This window comes from Lysinibacillus sp. NPDC094403 (genome assembly GCF_050278745.1).
Taxonomy (GTDB): Bacteria; Bacillota; Bacilli; order Bacillales_A; family Planococcaceae; genus Lysinibacillus.
The window spans coordinates 20,649-40,024 of the sequence record NZ_JBNNTL010000024.1; the positions used below are offsets into that span (position 1 = coordinate 20,649).

General features: G+C 36.1%; 15 protein-coding genes and 2 pseudogenes. 11 read left to right on the forward strand and 6 right to left on the reverse strand.

All coding sequences use genetic code 11. The annotated features are described in order from the left end of the window. Positions 1-374: 374 nt before the first annotated feature. Entirely contained in the window at positions 375-1,220 is an 846-nt protein-coding gene (locus tag ACQKMV_RS21845) for a VOC family protein (RefSeq protein ID WP_427506442.1), read from the reverse strand. 765 nt (positions 1,221-1,985) lie between these two features. Continuing rightward, positions 1,986-3,348: pseudogene (locus tag ACQKMV_RS21850) on the reverse strand (IS4 family transposase). 301 nt (positions 3,349-3,649) lie between these two features. Here ACQKMV_RS21850 and ACQKMV_RS21855 point away from each other — a divergent pair. The 6 genes and pseudogenes from ACQKMV_RS21855 to ACQKMV_RS21880 all read left to right on the forward strand — a co-directional run bounded on the left by ACQKMV_RS21855 (position 3,650) and on the right by ACQKMV_RS21880 (position 8,713). Next, complete coding sequence (locus tag ACQKMV_RS21855; protein ID WP_423475513.1) at positions 3,650-4,222, forward strand: hypothetical protein; 573 nt, start codon at positions 3,650-3,652, stop codon at positions 4,220-4,222. A 29-nt stretch (positions 4,223-4,251) separates the two neighbouring features. Continuing rightward, positions 4,252-4,866 carry a group-specific protein gene (locus ACQKMV_RS21860; RefSeq protein WP_427506444.1) on the forward strand — a complete coding sequence of 205 codons (615 nt, stop codon included), beginning with the start codon at positions 4,252-4,254 and terminating at the stop codon, positions 4,864-4,866. A gap of 312 nt (positions 4,867-5,178) precedes the next feature. Next, positions 5,179-6,198 (forward strand): annotated as a pseudogene (locus ACQKMV_RS21865) (IS4 family transposase); the annotation flags it as partial. Positions 6,199-6,224: 26 nt separating this feature from the next. After that, positions 6,225-7,079: a hypothetical protein gene (locus tag ACQKMV_RS21870; RefSeq protein WP_427506445.1), complete on the forward strand. Its 855-nt coding sequence runs from the start codon at positions 6,225-6,227 to the stop codon at positions 7,077-7,079. 542 nt (positions 7,080-7,621) lie between these two features. Beyond that, entirely contained in the window at positions 7,622-7,798 is a 177-nt protein-coding gene (locus ACQKMV_RS21875) for a hypothetical protein (RefSeq protein WP_427506447.1), read from the forward strand. A gap of 84 nt (positions 7,799-7,882) precedes the next feature. Next, positions 7,883-8,713, forward strand: a complete 831-nt coding sequence (locus ACQKMV_RS21880) for an aldo/keto reductase (protein ID WP_427506449.1) — start codon at positions 7,883-7,885, stop codon at positions 8,711-8,713. Between the two features lie 45 nt (positions 8,714-8,758). Here ACQKMV_RS21880 and ACQKMV_RS21885 read toward each other — a convergent pair whose 3' ends face one another. The 3 genes from ACQKMV_RS21885 to ACQKMV_RS21895 form a co-directional block, all read right to left on the reverse strand. Beyond that, positions 8,759-10,933, reverse strand: a complete 2,175-nt coding sequence (locus ACQKMV_RS21885) for a 5'-nucleotidase C-terminal domain-containing protein (protein ID WP_427506451.1) — start codon at positions 10,931-10,933, stop codon at positions 8,759-8,761. 509 nt (positions 10,934-11,442) lie between these two features. Further along, entirely contained in the window at positions 11,443-12,282 is an 840-nt protein-coding gene (locus tag ACQKMV_RS21890) for an RluA family pseudouridine synthase (protein WP_427506452.1), read from the reverse strand. Between the two features lie 54 nt (positions 12,283-12,336). Continuing rightward, complete coding sequence (locus ACQKMV_RS21895; protein WP_427506453.1) at positions 12,337-12,762, reverse strand: disulfide oxidoreductase; 426 nt, start codon at positions 12,760-12,762, stop codon at positions 12,337-12,339. A gap of 392 nt (positions 12,763-13,154) precedes the next feature. Here ACQKMV_RS21895 and ACQKMV_RS21900 point away from each other — a divergent pair, with 392 nt between their 5' ends. From ACQKMV_RS21900 to ACQKMV_RS21920, 5 genes are all read left to right on the forward strand, one after another. Beyond that, positions 13,155-14,270 carry a GAF domain-containing sensor histidine kinase gene (locus ACQKMV_RS21900; protein WP_427506454.1) on the forward strand — a complete coding sequence of 372 codons (1,116 nt, stop codon included), beginning with the start codon at positions 13,155-13,157 and terminating at the stop codon, positions 14,268-14,270. 11 nt (positions 14,271-14,281) lie between these two features. Further along, positions 14,282-14,929: a response regulator gene (locus tag ACQKMV_RS21905; protein ID WP_427506456.1), complete on the forward strand. Its 648-nt coding sequence runs from the start codon at positions 14,282-14,284 to the stop codon at positions 14,927-14,929. Positions 14,930-15,209: 280 nt separating this feature from the next. Beyond that, positions 15,210-16,124 (forward strand): helix-turn-helix transcriptional regulator, encoded by a 915-nt coding sequence (locus tag ACQKMV_RS21910; protein WP_427506458.1) that lies wholly within the window; start codon positions 15,210-15,212, stop codon positions 16,122-16,124. A gap of 87 nt (positions 16,125-16,211) precedes the next feature. Next, positions 16,212-16,952, forward strand: coding sequence for an effector binding domain-containing protein (locus ACQKMV_RS21915; protein WP_427506459.1), 741 nt, complete (start codon positions 16,212-16,214; stop codon positions 16,950-16,952). A gap of 232 nt (positions 16,953-17,184) precedes the next feature. Then, positions 17,185-17,463, forward strand: a complete 279-nt coding sequence (locus ACQKMV_RS21920; RefSeq protein WP_427506461.1) for a hypothetical protein — start codon at positions 17,185-17,187, stop codon at positions 17,461-17,463. Positions 17,464-18,003: 540 nt separating this feature from the next. Here the strand turns inward: ACQKMV_RS21920 and ACQKMV_RS21925 are convergent. Then, positions 18,004-19,341, reverse strand: coding sequence for a hemolysin family protein (locus ACQKMV_RS21925; RefSeq protein WP_427506463.1), 1,338 nt, complete (start codon positions 19,339-19,341; stop codon positions 18,004-18,006). Between the last annotated feature and the right edge of the window lie 35 nt (positions 19,342-19,376).

Here is a 19,376-nt window from a genome sequence, read left to right on the forward strand (position 1 = left end):
CGACGGAAAGAACCCCGCAAACGACGGATAAAACTCGCCAAGCGACGGAAAGAACTCCGCAAGCGACGGATAGCCCGTCAAGCGACGGAAAGAACCCCGCAAACGACGGATAAAACTCGCCAAGCGACGGAAAGAACTCCGCAAGCGACGGATAGCCCGTCAAGCGACGGAAAGAACTCCGCAAGCGACGGATAGAACCCCGCAAACGACGGATAGCCCGTCAAGCGACGGAAAGAACCCCGCAAGCGACGGATAAAACTTGTCAAGCGACGGAAAGAACTCCGCAAGCGACGGATAGCCTGTCAAGCGACGGAAAGAACTCGACAATCGCCGTATAGCCTCATGCAACTGACGGATAGTGCGTCACATCACTTTTAAAATTTCAATAAAATAGCGTTACCTGACGGGTCCTCTGTTTGGAAACCTCCATCTATATCAGTAACAGGTGCACCAATTGCACGGAGATTTTCTTTCATTTTTGCTGCTTGCTTTTCATTATCTAGACGAAGTGAAAATGTTTTTAAGCCAACCTGATTTTCACCAAGCTTTGGTGCGTTTTCAGAGTGCCAAGTGTTTAAACCGATATGATGGTGATAGCGGCCAGTTGAGATAAATAAAGCTTGTGCTCCATAGCGAGTGACAATCTCAAATCCTAATCCTTTTGTATAAAATTCCTCTGCGGTAGCTAAATTAGAAACTGATAGATGAATATGTCCCATAACCGTATCAGCTGGTAGGCCATCCCATCTACCATCGCCTTCCTCTAATATAGAATGGATTTTAAGAGGTTCCGTAACCATATGCACTTGGTCGAAATGCCAAGTCCATTCATTTTCAGGGCGATCTGCATAAACCTCAATACCATTATTATCAGGGTCATTTAAATAAAGTGCTTCACTTACATCATGGTCAGATGCTCCGAAGTACACGCCATTGTTACGGAAATGAGTAATAATATTTGCTAAATCACGACGAGTAGGCAATAAAATTGCAAAGTGATAAAGTCCAGTTGTTAAGCTCGTTTTTTCTTCTACTGTTTCGGGTTGGACAATTGTCAGTAAAGCAGTTTTGCCATCAGCTGTTAGAGTTGCTCTATGAGATTCCTGATGTAAAACTTTAAAACCAATTACCTCCTGATAATAAGTTAATGAACGTTGTAAATCGCTCACTTTAACTTCAACATTTGTGACATATGTGTTAGGTTTTTCATGAAAATGCATAGTAAATTACCTCCGAATATAAGTTATCATTAATTATCAACTTACTTTATGTAAGTAAGTTTATTTTATAAAGTGTAGAAAGTCAAGTAGTGATATTGATTCTGTCATTCACAACATTTGATGATGAGCGTTTTTTTTTTTTTTTTGAATTTTATCAATTTTTGCTTAATTTATAACAAAAATTGATTTTGAAACTTTTGTAAACTGGTAGCTTAAGCTTCTTCATAGGACTTTATGAGTACTTTAATGCCACTATATAAATGCAAAGTCTAATTTTACTAGGCTTCTTTTCTTTCTATATGGAAATTATTTGTGATATCAAACTCCAAGTATCTATGAGTTATCTGATTTTTCCCAAGTTTTGTTCTAATCATAACAAAACTTGATTAGGAAATATTTATTTCCAATGATATGTTGTTAACATACCCGTGGAAAAACAGAGAAGGGGGGCTAAAAATTAATATTAGGTTAGGAACTATTTCAATGCAGATATGAACAAAATTAGGAATATCTAATAGTGGAGCTAATGCTGGTGGAGGATCATCATGGGCTACTACTTCTACTAAAACCAAGTATTGGGAGAATAGTAACGGAGCTAAGGAATCTTCATATAGTTCCAATGTGATTGTTTCACCTAAAGGAGATTATAGAACTGGAACTATTTCTGTTGTTAATACCGCTAAAGTAAAATTATCAGGAGATAAGAAGTCTTATGAGATTTCAGCAGGGGCATAAAAAAATATACGTAATATTATCCCTAATAACTCAAACTTCACAGACTGAAATCGACAAATAAGCCTTGATATAATTAGGAAGGCTGGCGATCCATTGCTGAAGTTGACTTTTGATTAGTTTCTGGATTTTTGTATTTGTCTTTTTTAGGGTATCTTCAAGAAGCTCGATTAATTGCTGTAAAGCGACAGCCCATTCGAGTTCATTTACTTCATCGCAAAGTTCATAGAAAATGCCACCTAATGTTCGCTGGTCGGTATGGCAGCGATTTTGCCAGGACAAAACGATATATCTAGAAAAGACAATGGTTGTGTGACTGATGAGTAAATCATAAGACATCCCTAGAAATTTTTTTTGAAGTTTCAATAATGATTTGGTTGTCTTAAAGAAGACTTCGATGTACCAACGCATGCCATAAATACGAATGATTTCTTGTTCAGAAAGCGTACAGTCCGTGCTAAGAATGGCACGCCACTCACTCTTTTTATTTCTATTTTGAACAAATACAACCTTTACCTGGATGCCATTTGCCATCGTTGTATGAATCGATCGCAAAATTCCTTTCTTGTCTGGGACAGGTGTGGCAATCTTATACAATTCTTTTAAAGAGAGTCGTTGGTTGTTCATTAAATAACGTTGGTTCGTATTTTTCACCATACCAATGACATCCAGACCTAGTTCAACGATGGATTGGATGAGCGGTTGTTGTGTAAACCATGTATCCATTAACACATAATCAGCGGTTACACCTGCTTGTAAGGCTCTTTCAAGCATACTCGGAATGATTGTAGGAGCCGATTCTAACGCTTCTACACGACGTTTATAGCCCGATGTACGTTTGTCGATGTTGTTCGAAATGCCATTGATTTGTGCATTTTTTGAACTCAGTAACGTAAAATCAAGCGGCATAAATGTAAAGCCGTCTGACCAACCCAAAGTAAGCATACGAAAGCCTTTATAGAAGCGCTTCGTTAAAGAGGAATGATCCATACAACGTGCTAGAAGCTCAACCTTTTTACTGCGATTCCGATCAAACATCGAATCGTCAATAATCAGTGTTTTTGTGCGCTTTTCATCTGTAAGTGCATCGACTTTTTGAACGGCGTGTGCGCTTAAAAAGGTTAAAAATCGACGCCAAGCAAATTTAGAATGATTCATAAAACGATAAACGGCATCTTTGGCTGGATAACAATCTCCCTTTTTTTGATGATGAAAGGGTACACCAACTCTTATGATGAAAAATTAAACAGAATACGAGTTGAAACAAATAAGAATTTGTAAACCCAAACTTCTTCGTAATGCCAGCTTTTCGTAAATGTTTAAAAATTTCTAATTCATTAAAAATAGATTTTAATTCTTTAGACAGTTGATTGTTTGGTCCATTATGCTCTATCATAATGAAAGCACCTCTTTCGTTTGGTAGTGTATTCTAGTCAAATTCACTATACCAAAGAATGAGGTGTTTTTTGTATTTATAAAACGTTTTGTCAAGAATCCTATTGAAATTGTAAAGAACCAAACAAGCTCAATGATTAAGCCGATTTATATTGGTACGAAGTTTGAGTAATAACTTATGCGTAAAATATATCTAATCGAAAGGGGGAGACATTGGTAAGTATTTTTAGTTTTTCACATCTTAGTTCAAGTTAAAAATATTCTCTATAAGTATTAAAATTCAATTTAAGGGATGGTTAAAAATGGAGAAATATTTAAAAATTTTGTTAGCATTTAGTGTTGTTTTTATTTTAGGGATTTTCAAAATAGACTATGCTCAAGCGGAAGAAAAATTTTCAGACAATACAGACAATAATTCCGAAATGTATGAATTAAAGAACATTGAAGAAGATTACAATACAGACAATACTTTCGAAATGTATGAATTAAAGAACATTGAAGAAGACAACAATGTCCTAACACCGTTTGCTACTTTTTGGGGTGACAGTGGAACATCGACATTTAATTATTCGCCAAATGCAAGAGCCTTCAGTTGGACTTTAAATATACCCGGTGCAGCAGGAAATTTTTTATCTTTTACTTGTAGAGCTGATATTTATACTCAGTCTACCGGTGCTTTTAAAGGGTCAATGTATTTTTCAGGAGGGGGGACTGGTCCTGGAGTATCTGGTTTGGCTGATATAAAGGGCGTTTCTTTGACAAAAGGAGTTAGTTACCTTGCGAGATTTGCAGGAGAAGCAGTGGAATCCCCTTCTTTAAAAGTACACGCTGTAAGTTATTTAGCATATCAAAACGGAGTAGCTTTTACCTACTAGTATTTTAAAAAAGAGTGAGGTGCGAATTTTTGTTTGATTTAAATAATGCTGAAAATAATCAACTCAATTTAGAAACAACAGCTCCGTACTCTTTAAATTACTTAATATTTATACAAAACTTATTTTTAAATAATAATAATAATCAGCAGCAGTCTTTATTTCCTGATTTTAACAGTTCTGATTGGGGTATCTTACCTGAGGGTGAATTTGACATTGAGTTTAAAAAGATATGGAATGAAGTAATATATAAAAATGTGCAAAACCAATATTACGATAATAACGGTGTTTTGGAAAATGATAGTTCATTCTACCGACAACTGTTTGATAGAAATGTAAATGGAGAGTTTGGATTTTCAGAAAGTGTTAAATTATTTTTATCTTGGTGGAATGGATTCTATGGGAAAATAGCTATAGAAGGATTATTTGAAAGTGGAGGCGGACATGAAATATATCACGAGTTATCAAAGTCTCTAAAATTATATAATCTAAATAATAGTCAATTTAAGATAAATATTATTTACGATAAACAACGATTATTTTCTACAACTTATTCCTTATCTTATGCAGTTTTACCTATTCAAGAACTTTTTTTAAATAAAACAGAAATTGTACCGAATTTATTAGAAGGGTTTAAAAAACCATAATAAAACAAAAAAGGTATTGAGGTTTAAATTCCCAATACCTTTTTTTGTTTATTCCAATATGGTGTATGTAGTTAATGGTAATAGTAAGTTACGTACTTATCTATGTAGAAGTTAATATCTCAAACTTCGCAGCTAGATAAACTAGCTCAAAACAGATGGCTGTAGGTTGCACTTTAATGGATTTATGTTTCTTGACACTATTTTTAGGTATACAAAAAGCACCTCTTTCTTGTGATTGCTAGAAAACACTACCAAGCAGAAGAGGTGCTCCCACTATGATAGAACGACCAAAATAATCAACTACCAAAAGAAATTTATCACGTCTTTCATGAATTAGAAATCAATAAACATCTAAGAAACGCAGGGATTATAAAAGGATTTGGCTTTTCGACAAGCTATTTATTTCAACTTGTCTTTTGCCTCGTATTCCAACACAAAAGCCGGTTTACCTTGCTTCAAAGTAAAAAAGGTGACCAATATCCAGGAAAAGATACGGTTTATCGTTTCCTAAACTATTCGAAATTTGCATGGCGTCGATTTCTCACTCTATTCAGTGCACATACGATTCAAAAAGTGAGTGTGCTTACCAACGCAGATCGACCAAAAGTACTCATTGTAGATGATTCCATGTATGACCGTAATCGCAGTAAAAAGGTAGAACTACTAGCGCGCTGTCGTGACCATTCTTCAACGGGTAAACGTTTTTATAAGGGCTTTCGGATGCTTACTTTGGGCTGGTCAGATGGTGCGACATTTATGCCCGTTGACTTTGCTTTACTAAGTTCAAAAAAGGCACAGGTGAATGGCATTTCCGAACAGATTGATAAACGTACTTCTGGCTATAAGCGTCGAATCGAAGCATTAGAAACAGCATCATCGCTTGTGCCAAGTATGGTTGACCGTGCGTTACAAGCAGGTGTACCGGCTCAATATGTGCTCATGGATAGCTGGTTTACACACGCACCCCTTGTTCAATCCATCGTTGCACTAGGGATGGATGTTATTGGTATGGTCAAGCCAACGAAACAGCATTATCTAGTAGACGATCGTTGCCTTTCGTTAAAAGAATTGTACAAAATCGCGAAGCCTGTACAGGGACCAAAAGACATTTTACGATCCATCCAAGCAACATTGAAGAATGGTGTGCCTGTAAAGATTGTCTTCATTCAAAATCGCAATAAGAAAAGTGAATGGCTGGCGATTCTCAGCACCGATTGTACGCTTTCAGAACAAGAAATCATCCGAATCTATGGCATGCGTTGGGATATCGAAGTCTTCTTTAAAGCGACGAAATCACTACTGCGTCTACAAAAAGAATTCCAAGGCACATCTAAGTAATCCTTTTATTGTTTAGTTTTATGAAATTTAAAAATTCTTCTGGAATTGATGATATTGGAGAAAATACGAAAGAATTGTATGTTTTGGAATATTGGGAGCAAAAATTAAAAGTATACAATCAAGATACTCATAAGTTTATTAGGTATTGGAATGATACTGAAAACGAGTTTCAATATAATTTTAAAGAATATAGTGACATTTTGACGAGTGGGAATAGTATAACAAATAATTTTTCGATTATTCGTTATACAGAAACAGGAGTTAAGACATTATTAAAACTACCTGCAAACGAAGCGTTGTTTCCACTAACAATTGATAACAAAGATAATATGTATTTTTGTAGAATTTATTATAATGATGATAAAACTGAGAAAAAAAGGGTTATATCAAAGTATAGTAAAAAAGATAATCAATTGGATGATTTAGCTATTGGTGTTGGTAAACTTATGGATGTTAGTGTTATAGGGAAAAAATTATTTTTTACTTCTTTCGATGAAAAAGAACAAAAGTATGAATTGTATGAATCAAGTTTAAAAGGTAAGAATGAAATAGAAATGATAGAAAGTAATTTAGAAGGTTCCGAGATCTATAATATTAATGGGGAATTGTATTTGAAGTCTGCAGAGGGAAAATTAGTTTCACAAGTGAAAGAATATCCTTCGGGAGAGATAACGATTGCTTATAAGGATTGGTTATTATTTTTAGATGTTAAAGAAAATAGCTCCCAAAACTTACGTATTTACTCAATTGATAGCGAAAAGTATATCTATAAAACAGAAAATTTAAATGGATATAATCTAAATGGATATAGACTTACAATTTTTAAAGATGATTCTACAAAAAAAATAGATTTAAAATCATTAAATTCAATATAGTTTTATTTTGATTATAAAAGGAATTAGTCATATCAATAAGGTTTCACTTCTGCGGAATTATGTCATCAGATTAGTTATTATCTTTTGATATGACTGTTTTTATGAAACGAATTTTTTATGCAGGGTGTACGTTATGACACAGTTGATTTTTCTTGTAAATAAAATTGTGAATCCGTATGCAAATAACACATATAAACACGCTGCACCTCTCTGAACTATAAAGGCATCAATTAAAGGAGGTGCCTTTTTCGAAAACAAAAAAATCACTAAGCACATATTCATGCTTAGTGATTTTCTTGAGGTATTATTTGTCTGATCTGTAGTCGCCTTCGTAACCAGCAGTGAAAATTGCAGCTAAAAACGCAACAGTTACACCAATAATTAATAGTAAACTCATGGAAGAACCCTCCTCATGTTTATAAAGACATCTTTTTTTAGTATAGCCTATCTACTATAAAAATGAAACGACATAGCGGAATAAAATATGTCAGAAATGGTTCAGAAATAACTATTTCGGGAAAACTATAATAGAGGTGATGATAATGGAAAAAAAGGTTCCGAATATCGAAAACGGTACAATGGCTAGAAATTTTAAAGATTTAAAGGATTTAGGAAAGCAGATGGAGCATTTGCGTGATGGTCAAGAGCTTGTAGAAGACGATCGAATTCCAGACCCTATTCAAGTAGATGATTATGAAGAGGAAGCAAAAGATCGATAAGAAATTACCCCGGAAATTTTCCTTATTTTTCTTAAAACCAATTTTTTGTATAATGGAACTAGGAAAAGAAAGGGGTTGTTATTCTTGAATTTACAATCAACAAAAACATTAGTAAACGGTGTGGAAATGCCTCGCTTTGGCTTAGGTGTTTATAAAATGACAGAGCGTGATGAGACTTTGCAGGCTATTGATAAAGCTCTTAAATTTGGCTACCGAGCTATTGATACGGCCTCTCTTTATGGTAATGAGGCTGAGGTGGGTGAAGCTATTCGTCACTCAGGCGTTAAACGTGAGGATATTTTTGTGACGACAAAGGTCTGGAATAATGACCAAGGCTATGATGAAACATTACGAGCATTTGAAGTCTCATTGAAAAAGTTAAATATGGATTATTTAGATTTATATTTAACTCATTGGGCAGTACCAGAAACATTTGAAGAAACGTATAGAGCAATAGAACGTTTATATGATGAAAAATTAATTCGTGCAACAGGTGTCTCAAATCACCATGAGCATCATCTACAAAAGCTATTAGCTAAAGCAAATATTACACCAATGGTCAATCAAGTAGAGGTGCATCCATATTTACAGCAAGACGCATTAAAAGCATTTTGTAGTGAGCATGGAATTGCTGTTACGGCATGGTCTCCATTAGGTCGAGGTGGAGTACTTGATAATCCAACGATTACGGAAATTGGTCACGAAATAGGAAAGACAGCTGCACAGGTAGTGCTACGCTGGCATTTACAAAATGATACACTTGTTATTCCAAAATCAGTGACACCAAGTCGTATTGAGGAAAACGCACAGATTTTTGATTTTGAATTAACACTAGCTCAAATGGATAAAATAGCTGTGTTAAATCGCAATGAACGATTTGGGCAGGACCCAGATCATTTTAAATTTAATTTCTAATAGAAATCCCGCTCTCTAATTAGAGAAGCGGGATTCTTAGTTATATTATTTAGATTCTTTTACATAAGGAATGTAGTTAGAAAGCATTTTTGCCATATGTGCACGTGTAGCGTTGTTACCAGGCATAAATTTGCCGTTTGCGCCGCTAACAATCTTTAAGTCTTTCATAAGTGCGATAGCATTTTGCGTTTCTGCATCGTATTTAGAAATATCACTGAAATCAGCTTTTAAACCCGTTTTTGCATCATGTTGTAGGTCGTATGCACGAGCAAACATTAATGCAAGTTGAGAACGAGTTACTTTTGCATCAGGATTGAATTTACCATTTACACCTTGTACAATTCCAGCCTCAGCAAGTGCTGTAATTTCTTTTTGTGTTGCAGGATTTAAGTTAGCAATATCCGAGAATGTTGCTTGACCTTTAGCTTCAAGATGTAAGGCACGTGAGATAAATGATGCAGCTTGAGCACGAGTTAAGTTTGCGTTTGGTGAATATGTTGTTGCAGAAGTACCTTTTGTTAAATCACGGTAATAAAGATCACGAACATAACCTTCTGTTTCCGAGCCTTTTGCAATATCTGTAAATGGAATTGTAGCGATAATACGTCCTTCTACTTTTGGATCAACTTTTTTCAGTGTATCTAAGTGATCGATAAACATTTCATAGTCAATCTTACCAGGTTCACTTACACGACCGTCCGCATAAACTTTTTTCAGTGTATCGTAGCCGTCTTTTCCTTGTGCAATATACGTATTTGTTGCAGCTTTATAGTATGCTGCTTTATCTAGGTCTTTACCGTTTAATTTAATAGATTTCACACGTTTACCAGCTGGTGCTTTGCCATCAAACTCTACTTGTAAACCAGAGAAGTGTAGGAAGCCACCAGATTCTTTAGGAAACTCTTTCACACTTTGTTCAACAATTTCATAAATTTCAGCACCTGTTACTTTTACGATGCCAAGTGTATTACCAAATGGCATTACGGTCATTACTTCGCCAACAGTGATATCTCCCGCATCAATACTTGCACGGATACCACCGCCATTTTGGAATGCAAATTGTACTTCTGGATCAATTTTCTTTGCACCTGCAAGCATACCATCAGCAATTAAGTTACCAAGATTTGTTTCACCAGCACGAACGCCCCAAAGATTACGGCCGCCATTTAGTGTAGAAACAGCTGTATTGCCTGTTGATTGATTTAAGATTTTTGTAACTTGTTCTTTATATGGTGCTAAAAGTGCTGTAGCCTCAGCGTCAGCTTGTACAGGCTTTTCTTTATCAGTTAAAGGATGTAATTGACCGAAGTAGTCAACAACTGCACCGTTATCATTGAATGTTAAATCTAGTTCACCTAAATTTTCGCTATATTGACCTGTTTGAACGATAATTGTAGGATCCTTGAATGGCGTTTCCGCTTTCACTGGCTTGTCTAATTTTGTATGTGTATGACCACCTACGATAACATCAATACCTTCTACAGTTGAAGCTAGCAATCGATCATTATCAAAATCTTTTGAATCATCAAAGCCTAAATGAGTTAGTGCGACAATTTTGTTCACACCTTGTTTTTCAAAATCTGCTACAGCTTTTTTCGCAGAATCGATATAGTTTGCAAATTGGACGTTAGCAACGCTTGAAATCGAAGTCGTTTCTTCTGTTGTTAGGCCGAAAATACCTACTTTTTCTCCATCGATTTCTTTAATAATACCGTTATAAATTTTACCTTTTTCGAAGTCTTTTGTGACTGTTTTCAATTGTAAGCCATCAAATAAAGGATCCTTTGAAAAATCTAAGTTTGCACCTACTAATGGGAATTCTGTTCCTTTAACGAATTTTGCAAGTGCAGCATGTCCTTCCGGGCTTGACCCTAAGTCGAACTCATGGTTACCAAAAGTCATGGCATCATAACCCATTAAGTTCATTAACTTCATATCAGTCTCTCCAGTAAACTCATTGAAGTATAAAGTACCAGAGAAAACATCACCAGCATCTAAAAGAAGTGAGTTTGGATTTGCAGCACGAAGTTCTTTCACTTTTGTTACTCGCTTTGTAGCTTCCTCAACGTGTGCATGCGTGTCATTTGAGTGTAGAACTGTTAATTTGAAACCGTCTTTCGTAGCTGTTGGTGTTGTCTCTGCTGCATGTGCGGCAAAACCGGGTGTAGCTAGTAAACTAGCAGCTAGAGTTGTTGCTGCAATACTTTTAACCCATTTCATTAATGAATTCCTCCTCATATTAGTCAGATGACTGACAATTTAATTTAATTCTATCATGAAAGAAATCTAACGTCATTACCAATAATGGAAATGTATATTAAAATTACTGTAAAAAATAGATGAAAGAAATGTTGAATAATATATTTATACTTTTTTAGAATTATAAGTAAATAGATTGAAATAAAGGCTCATTACTATTATGTGGGGTTGATTTCCGTTCCGACTGGGCTCTTTTATCGCTGTCGCTTCGCTTTCGCACAGAAAACATCCGCTTTGCTGCAGGGGCTCATCTGTGACGCTAATCCCCAAGGATTCGCCCAGTTGGTACGGAAGTCAATTTATATAAATGGCTTACATAATTTTAACAAGTGTCATCCATAACTTTGACTTAGGATTGACATCTATTCTGGACTATGGGCGATGATGAGCGTAAGAAATAAAAAAGGAATACAAAAACTGCACCTCGAATTGTTAGCTTATTTGCAACAATTCGAGGTGCAGTACGATAATTACTGCTGATCTTTTACAACGATTGGCTTATTTAAAAATGGATGCTCGAATTCTAATTGAATAGCATGTAGCTCATAATCACCACTTGCTGTTTCTCTTGCTCCATACATTGTATCTCCAATAATCGGATGACCGATATGTGCTAAATGTACGCGAATTTGATGTGTTCTTCCTGTTTCAAGAATTAGATGGACAACACAAGAGCTTTTATAGCGCGCTACAACTTCGTAGTGAGTAACCGCATGCTGTCCAGTTTTTGAAACGACACGTCTTGTTGCATGATGTCGGTCTTTTCCGATTCCTTCAGAAATTGTACCAGATGAAGATCGTAAGTTCCCTTGTACCTCTGCAGCGTATGTTCGAATAATGGATTTTTCCTCAATCATACGGTCAAAAATTGATTTTGCTAAAGGATGTTTTGCTACAAGTAACAAACCTTGTGTCCCTTTATCTAATCGATGGACATGCTCCGCATAAGTGCCGCCTTGCTCTTTAATATGAGCCATAACATGATTCATACAAGTGTGGGTATCGCGTGCATCATTTGGATGTGTCGACATACCTTTTGGTTTAGAAACGATCAAACAATGGTCATCCTCATAGACGACATCAATTGCACAAACCGGTGTCGGTTGATAATTGGATGTCGGAATAGGGAATGTAAATTTTATGATTGTTCCTACCTGTAATGGATCATTCCACTGAATAGGTTCTCCGTCAATTGTTGTGATAGCCTTCGCCATTCGCAATTCATGGACTATCTTTTTACCGAGTCGCCAATGATTGCGTAATAGTTCCTCGACTGTCAAATTATTTGTGTTTATTTCATAGTGAAACATAAATCTTCCTCCGTAGAAAAGACCGTATTCCAATTGTAGAACACGGTCTCGAAATTAATTTGCTGTTTTAGCAGCCTTCATTACATAAAAGCTTGCCCCTGCAATTAAAATAAATGCAGTTAGCGCTAAAAATGGGATTGTGATAAAACCTAACCAGTTAATATATTGACCAGTACATGAAACAAGACCACAAGAAGGAGCCGTTTCAGCTAAAAAACTAAGCTTTTGAATACCATAATGGTAAAGTGATATACTGCCTCCCATAATGGCAAAAACAGCAGTTGTTACAGCAATACGTGCATTTTTTTGAATAAAGGCAATAGTTGTCATAATAACAATTGGATACATGAAAATTCGTTGGAACCAACACATTTTACAAGGTTCATAATGACGAATTTCAGAAAAGTATAAGGAACCTAGTGTTGCAACGACAGAGACAATCCAAATAAATAATAAGCCATTTTCCACTTTTTTAGACATATAAATTCTCTCCTTAGTATAACCATGTACTTGTTCGATTATAGTTGTTCTAGTTTTATATGTAAATTAACTTACGCAAAATAAGGTATTTTCTATCAATTATGCCTTGGCATAATTATTGCTGTCGCTTTGCATTCGCACAGATAATTTGCCATAGGACGGGGCGTTGTTAGACTGAGTTCCTCTATTTCAGCGGATGTCTTCTGTACCGAAAGCGTAGCGACAGGTACAGATGTTTTTTGCGCGAAAGCGTAGCGTCAGCAGCAGATGTTTGGACACCTGCTGAAAGAAGTTAAAAAAAGTTCAGTCTAAAGTATGAATGGCTGAGGCAGACGTTCCAGACTTTGAAATGTTATCATTAAAATTAGTAATGCCAAAGAAGAGGTGTTTTTGTGAGGGAGAATGATCATTCCAATATTGGTATTTTAAAAGAGATTGCAGAGTTATTAAACGAAGAAACTGAAATTGTGTCGATGTTAAAGGGAGCACTTTTGAAATTTTTAAATGGCACAAATTTTGAAACAGGTTGGGTTTTTTTTATCGATGAAAAAGGGCGGTCAGAGCTTATTGTCCACGTCAATTTACCAGAAGCACTGGAGTATAAAAATTGCCATTATTTAAAAAAGGGAGGCTGTTGGTGTGTTTCCCGCTATCGTAATGAGGAATTAAAAAAAGCCTCGAATATTATTGAATGTCAACGTATTGAAAGTGCAATTGCAGCAAATGTTGGCGATCACGAAGGCATTACACATCATGCGACAGTACCGCTTCAATCTGGACAAGAGCGTTTTGGTGTCTTAAATGTCGCAACTAAGGATACCGTGCGTTTTTCAGAGGAAGAGCTAGCATTACTTGAATCGGTTGCATTTCAGATGGGATCAGCCATTAAGCGTATTTTACTGACAAAGCAGGAGCAGGAAATGGCACTTGTGAAGGAGCGCAATCGTCTAGCTCGAGATTTACATGATTCCGTGAATCAGCTACTTTTTTCGGTTACATTAACGGCGAGAGCTGGTATTGAAATGACAAACGATAGTGATGTAAAGGAAACGTTTAAGGAGATTCAGCACTTAACACAGGATGCCTTAACAGAAATGCGTGCTCTCATTTGGCAGCTTCGTCCAAAAGGATTAGAAAATGGTTTACTTGAAGCGATAAAAGTGTATGCTGAAATGCTTGGCTTGAAGCTTCATGTTACGGTCTCAGGTGTTCTGCAATTCCCATCACGTATAGAAGAAACATTGTTTCGGGTAGCCCAAGAAGCACTTAATAATGTTCGTCGTCATGCTGGTGTTCTGGAGGCTGCACTTTATATTACGGTTACTTCTACAGATATTTTACTTGTTATTCGTGATGAGGGACGAGGCTTCGTCATCGATAATAACACGAAGCTACTTTCAATAGGCTTGCAATCCATAAAGGATCGTGCAAAATCAGTTGGTGGCTCAGCTGACTGGGTTAGTGAAATTGGCAAAGGAACAGAGCTGTTAATCCGCTTGCCATATTAGGGGGGAAGAGTATGATACGTGTTTTAATCGCAGATGACCATCATGTAGTGCGTCGTGGATTATTATTTTTCTTAAAAACACAGAAAGATATTGAAGTTGTAGGAGAAGCGAAAAATGGATTAGAGGCAGTAGCTTTAGCAGAAAGTATACAGCCAGATATTATTCTCATGGACCTGGTAATGCCAGAGATGGATGGCATTCAGGCAACGAAGCGCATTAAAGCTAAGTTTCCACAAATAGAAATTCTAATGCTGACAAGCTTTTCAGACCGTGATCATGTGGTGCCAGCTATGGAGGCAGGAGCTGCAGGCTATCAGTTGAAAGATATTGAACCTGATGAGCTGGTATTATCCATTCGTCGTATTATGCGAGGCGAAAATACTTTACATCCGGAAGCAACAACGACTCTTGAAATGGACCGTCAAGAATCAAAAAATGCACCTCACGTTTTAAATCCACTAACACCTCGTGAACAGGATGTGCTTGCAGAGCTCACAAAAGGGAAAAGTAATCGAGAAATTGCGTCCTCTTTATTCGTTACAGAAAAAACAGTGAAAACTCATATTTCTAATATTTTCGCAAAGCTACAAGTGCAGGATCGTACTCAGGCGGCTCTTTATGCTGTGAAGCACGGGCTAACAGAGGGTAGTGGTGTATAAAATATAAAAAAATAAGTAAAACGGCGAGTTCCTACAAATTGTAGTAGCCCGTCGTTTTTTAATGAATGATATTTTTTTAACTTCTTTCAGCAAGTGTTTTGGTAGCGAAAACGGAGCGTCAGCTATAGAAGTCTCCGTTTAATAGCGCTGATTATAAGACCTAAGTTGTTTTTATATTGACTTAAATAAAACTCAAAAAATACTTAAAATAGATAGGGAATAAGTAGGTAAAACGCAATTAGCATAGGACAAATAGAATTTATCGTAAAGGAGTACAAATATGAAATTAGAGCGTCTTTTAACGATGACAATGATTTTAATAAATCGTAAAAAGGTGACAGCCCAGGAGCTTGCCGATTTATTTAATGTGTCAGTTCGTACTATTTATCGAGATATTGAAACATTGAGCTGTGCTGGGGTTCCTGTTATTAGCCAGCAGGGGGTTAATGGTGGGATTAGTTTAATTGATGGCTATCGTGTTGATAAGCAGGTGCTGACGAAGGAGGAGCTTACTTCACTTTCTATTGCCATTAAAAGTGCGCTGACAACATACGATGATTCACATGCTGAAGCAGTACTTGAAAAATTAACAGGTGTTGCGGATGAGAAAGTTAAACAATCTATCGATCAACTATTTATTGACCTTAGTCCTTGGGGGCCAAATGTTATTTTTAAGGAACAGATCACGTTATTAAAAAATGCGATTGAACACGAGCATTGTATAAGCTTTACGTATTCTACTACACATGGTCGTATAACAAGGCGATTATTAGAGCCGCACACTTTAGTACAAAAGGGAAAAGTTTGGTATGTTTATGGCTATTGCACATTGAGAGAAGATTTTCGCTTATTTAAAATTTCTAGAATGAAAGATATAAAAGCAGAGATAATAACATTCCAGCGCAAAGAAGTCAACTTATCTGAACTCCCATGGGATAAAGAGTGGCATCGCCCTCAAAATATAGTAAACCTTACGTTAGCTTTCGATTCTGCAATAACGACATTAGTAGAAGAATCATTTGGCGCTGACCATGTAGATATTGAGAGTTCAACTATAAAAATTGCATTGCCTGAGGATGAATGGCTATATGGCTTTCTTCTTAGCTTTGGCCATCGCCTAAAAGTTTTGGAACCACTTCATATAAGAGAGATTGTATTAAAACGAGCCCAGGAAATTGTTGAGTTGTATAAATAAATTTAACTTCGACGCAATTGATGACATACAGATGTCAGGTTTCCTTTGTTATAGTCATAACAAATAGAAAGAAGGGTGGATTTAATAATGCAAAGTTATTGTCAAAGCTGTGGAATGCCATTAGTGGATGAAGCATTACTTGGTACAGAAAAAGAAGGACACAAAAATCAGGATTATTGCACATATTGTTATGAATTAGGAGAGTTCAAGCAGCCGAATCTAACAGTTCACGAAATGATTGAAATTTGTTTGCCTCATTTAAAGCAAGATGGCATGGTGGAAGAGGAAGCACGCCAAATGTTGATTTCTTTTTTACCAAACTTAAAAAGATGGAGAAAACATGACATAAAAGAACCAGTTGTGATGAATAAAGAATCATTTCAAATCGTAGGAATTTCAGCACGAACAAGTAATGCAAATGAAATTACCTCTCAAGCAAAAATCCCGCAATTATGGACGAACTTTTATCAACAAGATGTTGTAGGACAAATAGCTAATGCAGTAAATCAAGTAACGTATGGTCTGTATTCTGATTACGAAACGGATGTTAATGGAGAGTATTCAATTACACTTGGAGTGGAAGTATTAGCTACCAACGAAATTCCAGAAGGTATGGTTGCCAAAACAGTGCCAGCTGCTAAATATTTAGTTTTTACTTCTGACAAAGGTCCATTTGAAGAAGTCGTCGTAAAAGCTTGGCAGGATGTCTGGGCTTGGTTCGCAAGCTCAGATGTAGAACGAACATACACAGGTGACTTTGAAATGTACGATGAACGATGTGCCAACCCACAAGAAGCTCAGGTCGATATTTATATTGCCATTAAATAAATTTATTTTAAACAAGTTAAGCTTCCTATCTATGATGGATAGGAAGCTTGTTTACGTTGAAAATTTTACATTTGAAATAGTGTAAAGGCATACACTTCTATAAATTTGTTTCTGTATAATGATGAGAAGGAATATTCTGGTGATGGTTGCTAAGTAGCGAACCACGTTATGGTGAAGAGCCGTTTATTGCTGCAAGAAGGGAATAAAGACAACTGAGGGAGGGATTAGTTGTTTGACTAGGAGAAAAACAGGAGACATTTTAAGTGTTACATCTATATTACCCGCGATAATAAGTGTTATCTTTTTCTATATAAAAAGAGGGCCTGATTTTGATATTTATTTTGGTATTACTGTTTTTAGCATTTTATCAATAATTGGTATTATATTTGCTGTAATCGCTTTGATAATGTCTAAACTACGTATTTTTGGTTTGATCGGTCTAATCGCAAATGTATTAGTTTTGGTTTTTGCTTTTCTATTACTTTTAGCAATGGGAATTGGTGAACCATAAACCTTAAAGAACTTTAATAGCTCTTTCAATGAATAAAGAGATGTGATTGATTCGGTGACTTTCAAAGACATTTAAGTAAGGATCGACGGTAACTGTTACATCTATAAAATGCATGTTGCCATGAGCACGATCACTCCGTCAACATTGCGGATTAAAACGGATAATGTTTCGACTTCTTCAATGTCAAAGGCATCTGTGAGGCTTTGAACTGCTTCCCAAAAGATTTCTATAGTTTTGTTTCCTCCTCACAAAACTTTCGAGCATGATAAAACGACCCCCTTCTCGTGTAAGGTGAGTCGTTTTTTTTGTATATATTTATTTTATTTCAGTAGAAGCTCTTGCCATTATAGGTTGTGAGCAAAATATTAATTTTATCGCCTGAATCATACAAGCGCGATTAGTATCTTACCAAGGCAAATACTATAAGGCAATTTATCTTCTTTCAGCGCTTGTCCAAACATCCGCTGAAATAGTAGAACTCATGCTTTGTGCAAGTACAAAGCCGAATCCGAACGCAATTATGCCAAGGCATAATTAATTTTAGTCATTTACTTCACCGATGTCATTTGATAAATCACGTTCAGGTAATTTCAGAACTTCTAAGTATAAAATATGGTGAACATCTAATTCTTTTGCGATAAATTCATAACCTTGTTCTTCAATACTGTCTCCTTCGAGCGCATCAAAGCGCTTTGTCATGAACCAACCACCGATTGTATCAATATCATCATCTTCTATGTCAGTACCTAGCATATCATTAACGTTTTCAACTAGCATCTTAGCATCTAAAATAAAATGATTTTCTGCAATTTCCTGAACCTCTGGAATTTCGTCCTCATCGAATTCATCTTGAATGTCGCCGACAATTTCCTCAATAATATCTTCAATCGTAACTAGACCAGATGTTCCGCCATATTCATCCATTAAAATGGCCATATGAATACGTTCACGCTGTATTTTTAGTAACAAATCGTTAATTTGCGTTGTTTCCATTACGCGAATAATCGGCTGCATATAGTCAATAACTAGTTTATCGCCATTTGCTGAGTCTTTAATATAAGCAGTTAATAAGTGCTTCATATTCACTAAGCCAATAATATGGTCTTTGTCACCATCGATAATTGGGTAACGGGTATATTGCTCAACGCCCATTAAATCGAAAACTTCTCTAATCGTTAGTTCTTTTTCAATACCGACGATTTCAGTACGTGGGACCATGATTTCTTTTGCAAGACGATCAGAGAACTCAAAAATACTGTTCACATATTCATATTCTGAAGTATTAATTTCTCCACCTTTTAAACTATCCGACAAAATCATACGTAACTCTTCTTCAGTATGGGCTACTTCTGATTCTGACATCATTTTTAAGCCGAAAAGGCCAGTTAAGCCACGTGCAGATCCGTTCAACAACTTAATGATTGGATAGGTAATGTTGTGGAATAAAATTAATGGGCCAGATAAGTTTAATGTTACAAATTCTGCTTTTTGGATGGCAAGTGTTTTTGGCGCCAATTCCCCCATAACTACATGCATAAAAGTTACAATCGAGAATGCAAGTATAAATGAAAGGACAGTAGTAAAATTTTCACTCAAATTTAGAAATTCAAACACTGGATTCAAGATAATCTTAAATGTAGGTTCACCAAGCCAACCTAGACCTAAAGCAGTGATCGTAATACCTAATTGACATGCAGATAAGTATTCATCTAAATCTGAAATTACACGTTTTGCATTTTTTGCTTTTTTATTCCCTTCTGCTAGCAATTGATCAATACGTGTAGATCTTACTTTAACGATTGCAAATTCGGTTGCAACGAAAAATCCTGTCATTATTATTAGTAGGGCAAATGCCACCAACCTTATGGTTATTTCCATTATGTCTCCGTCCAAATAATTCCTTTGTCCCCGCC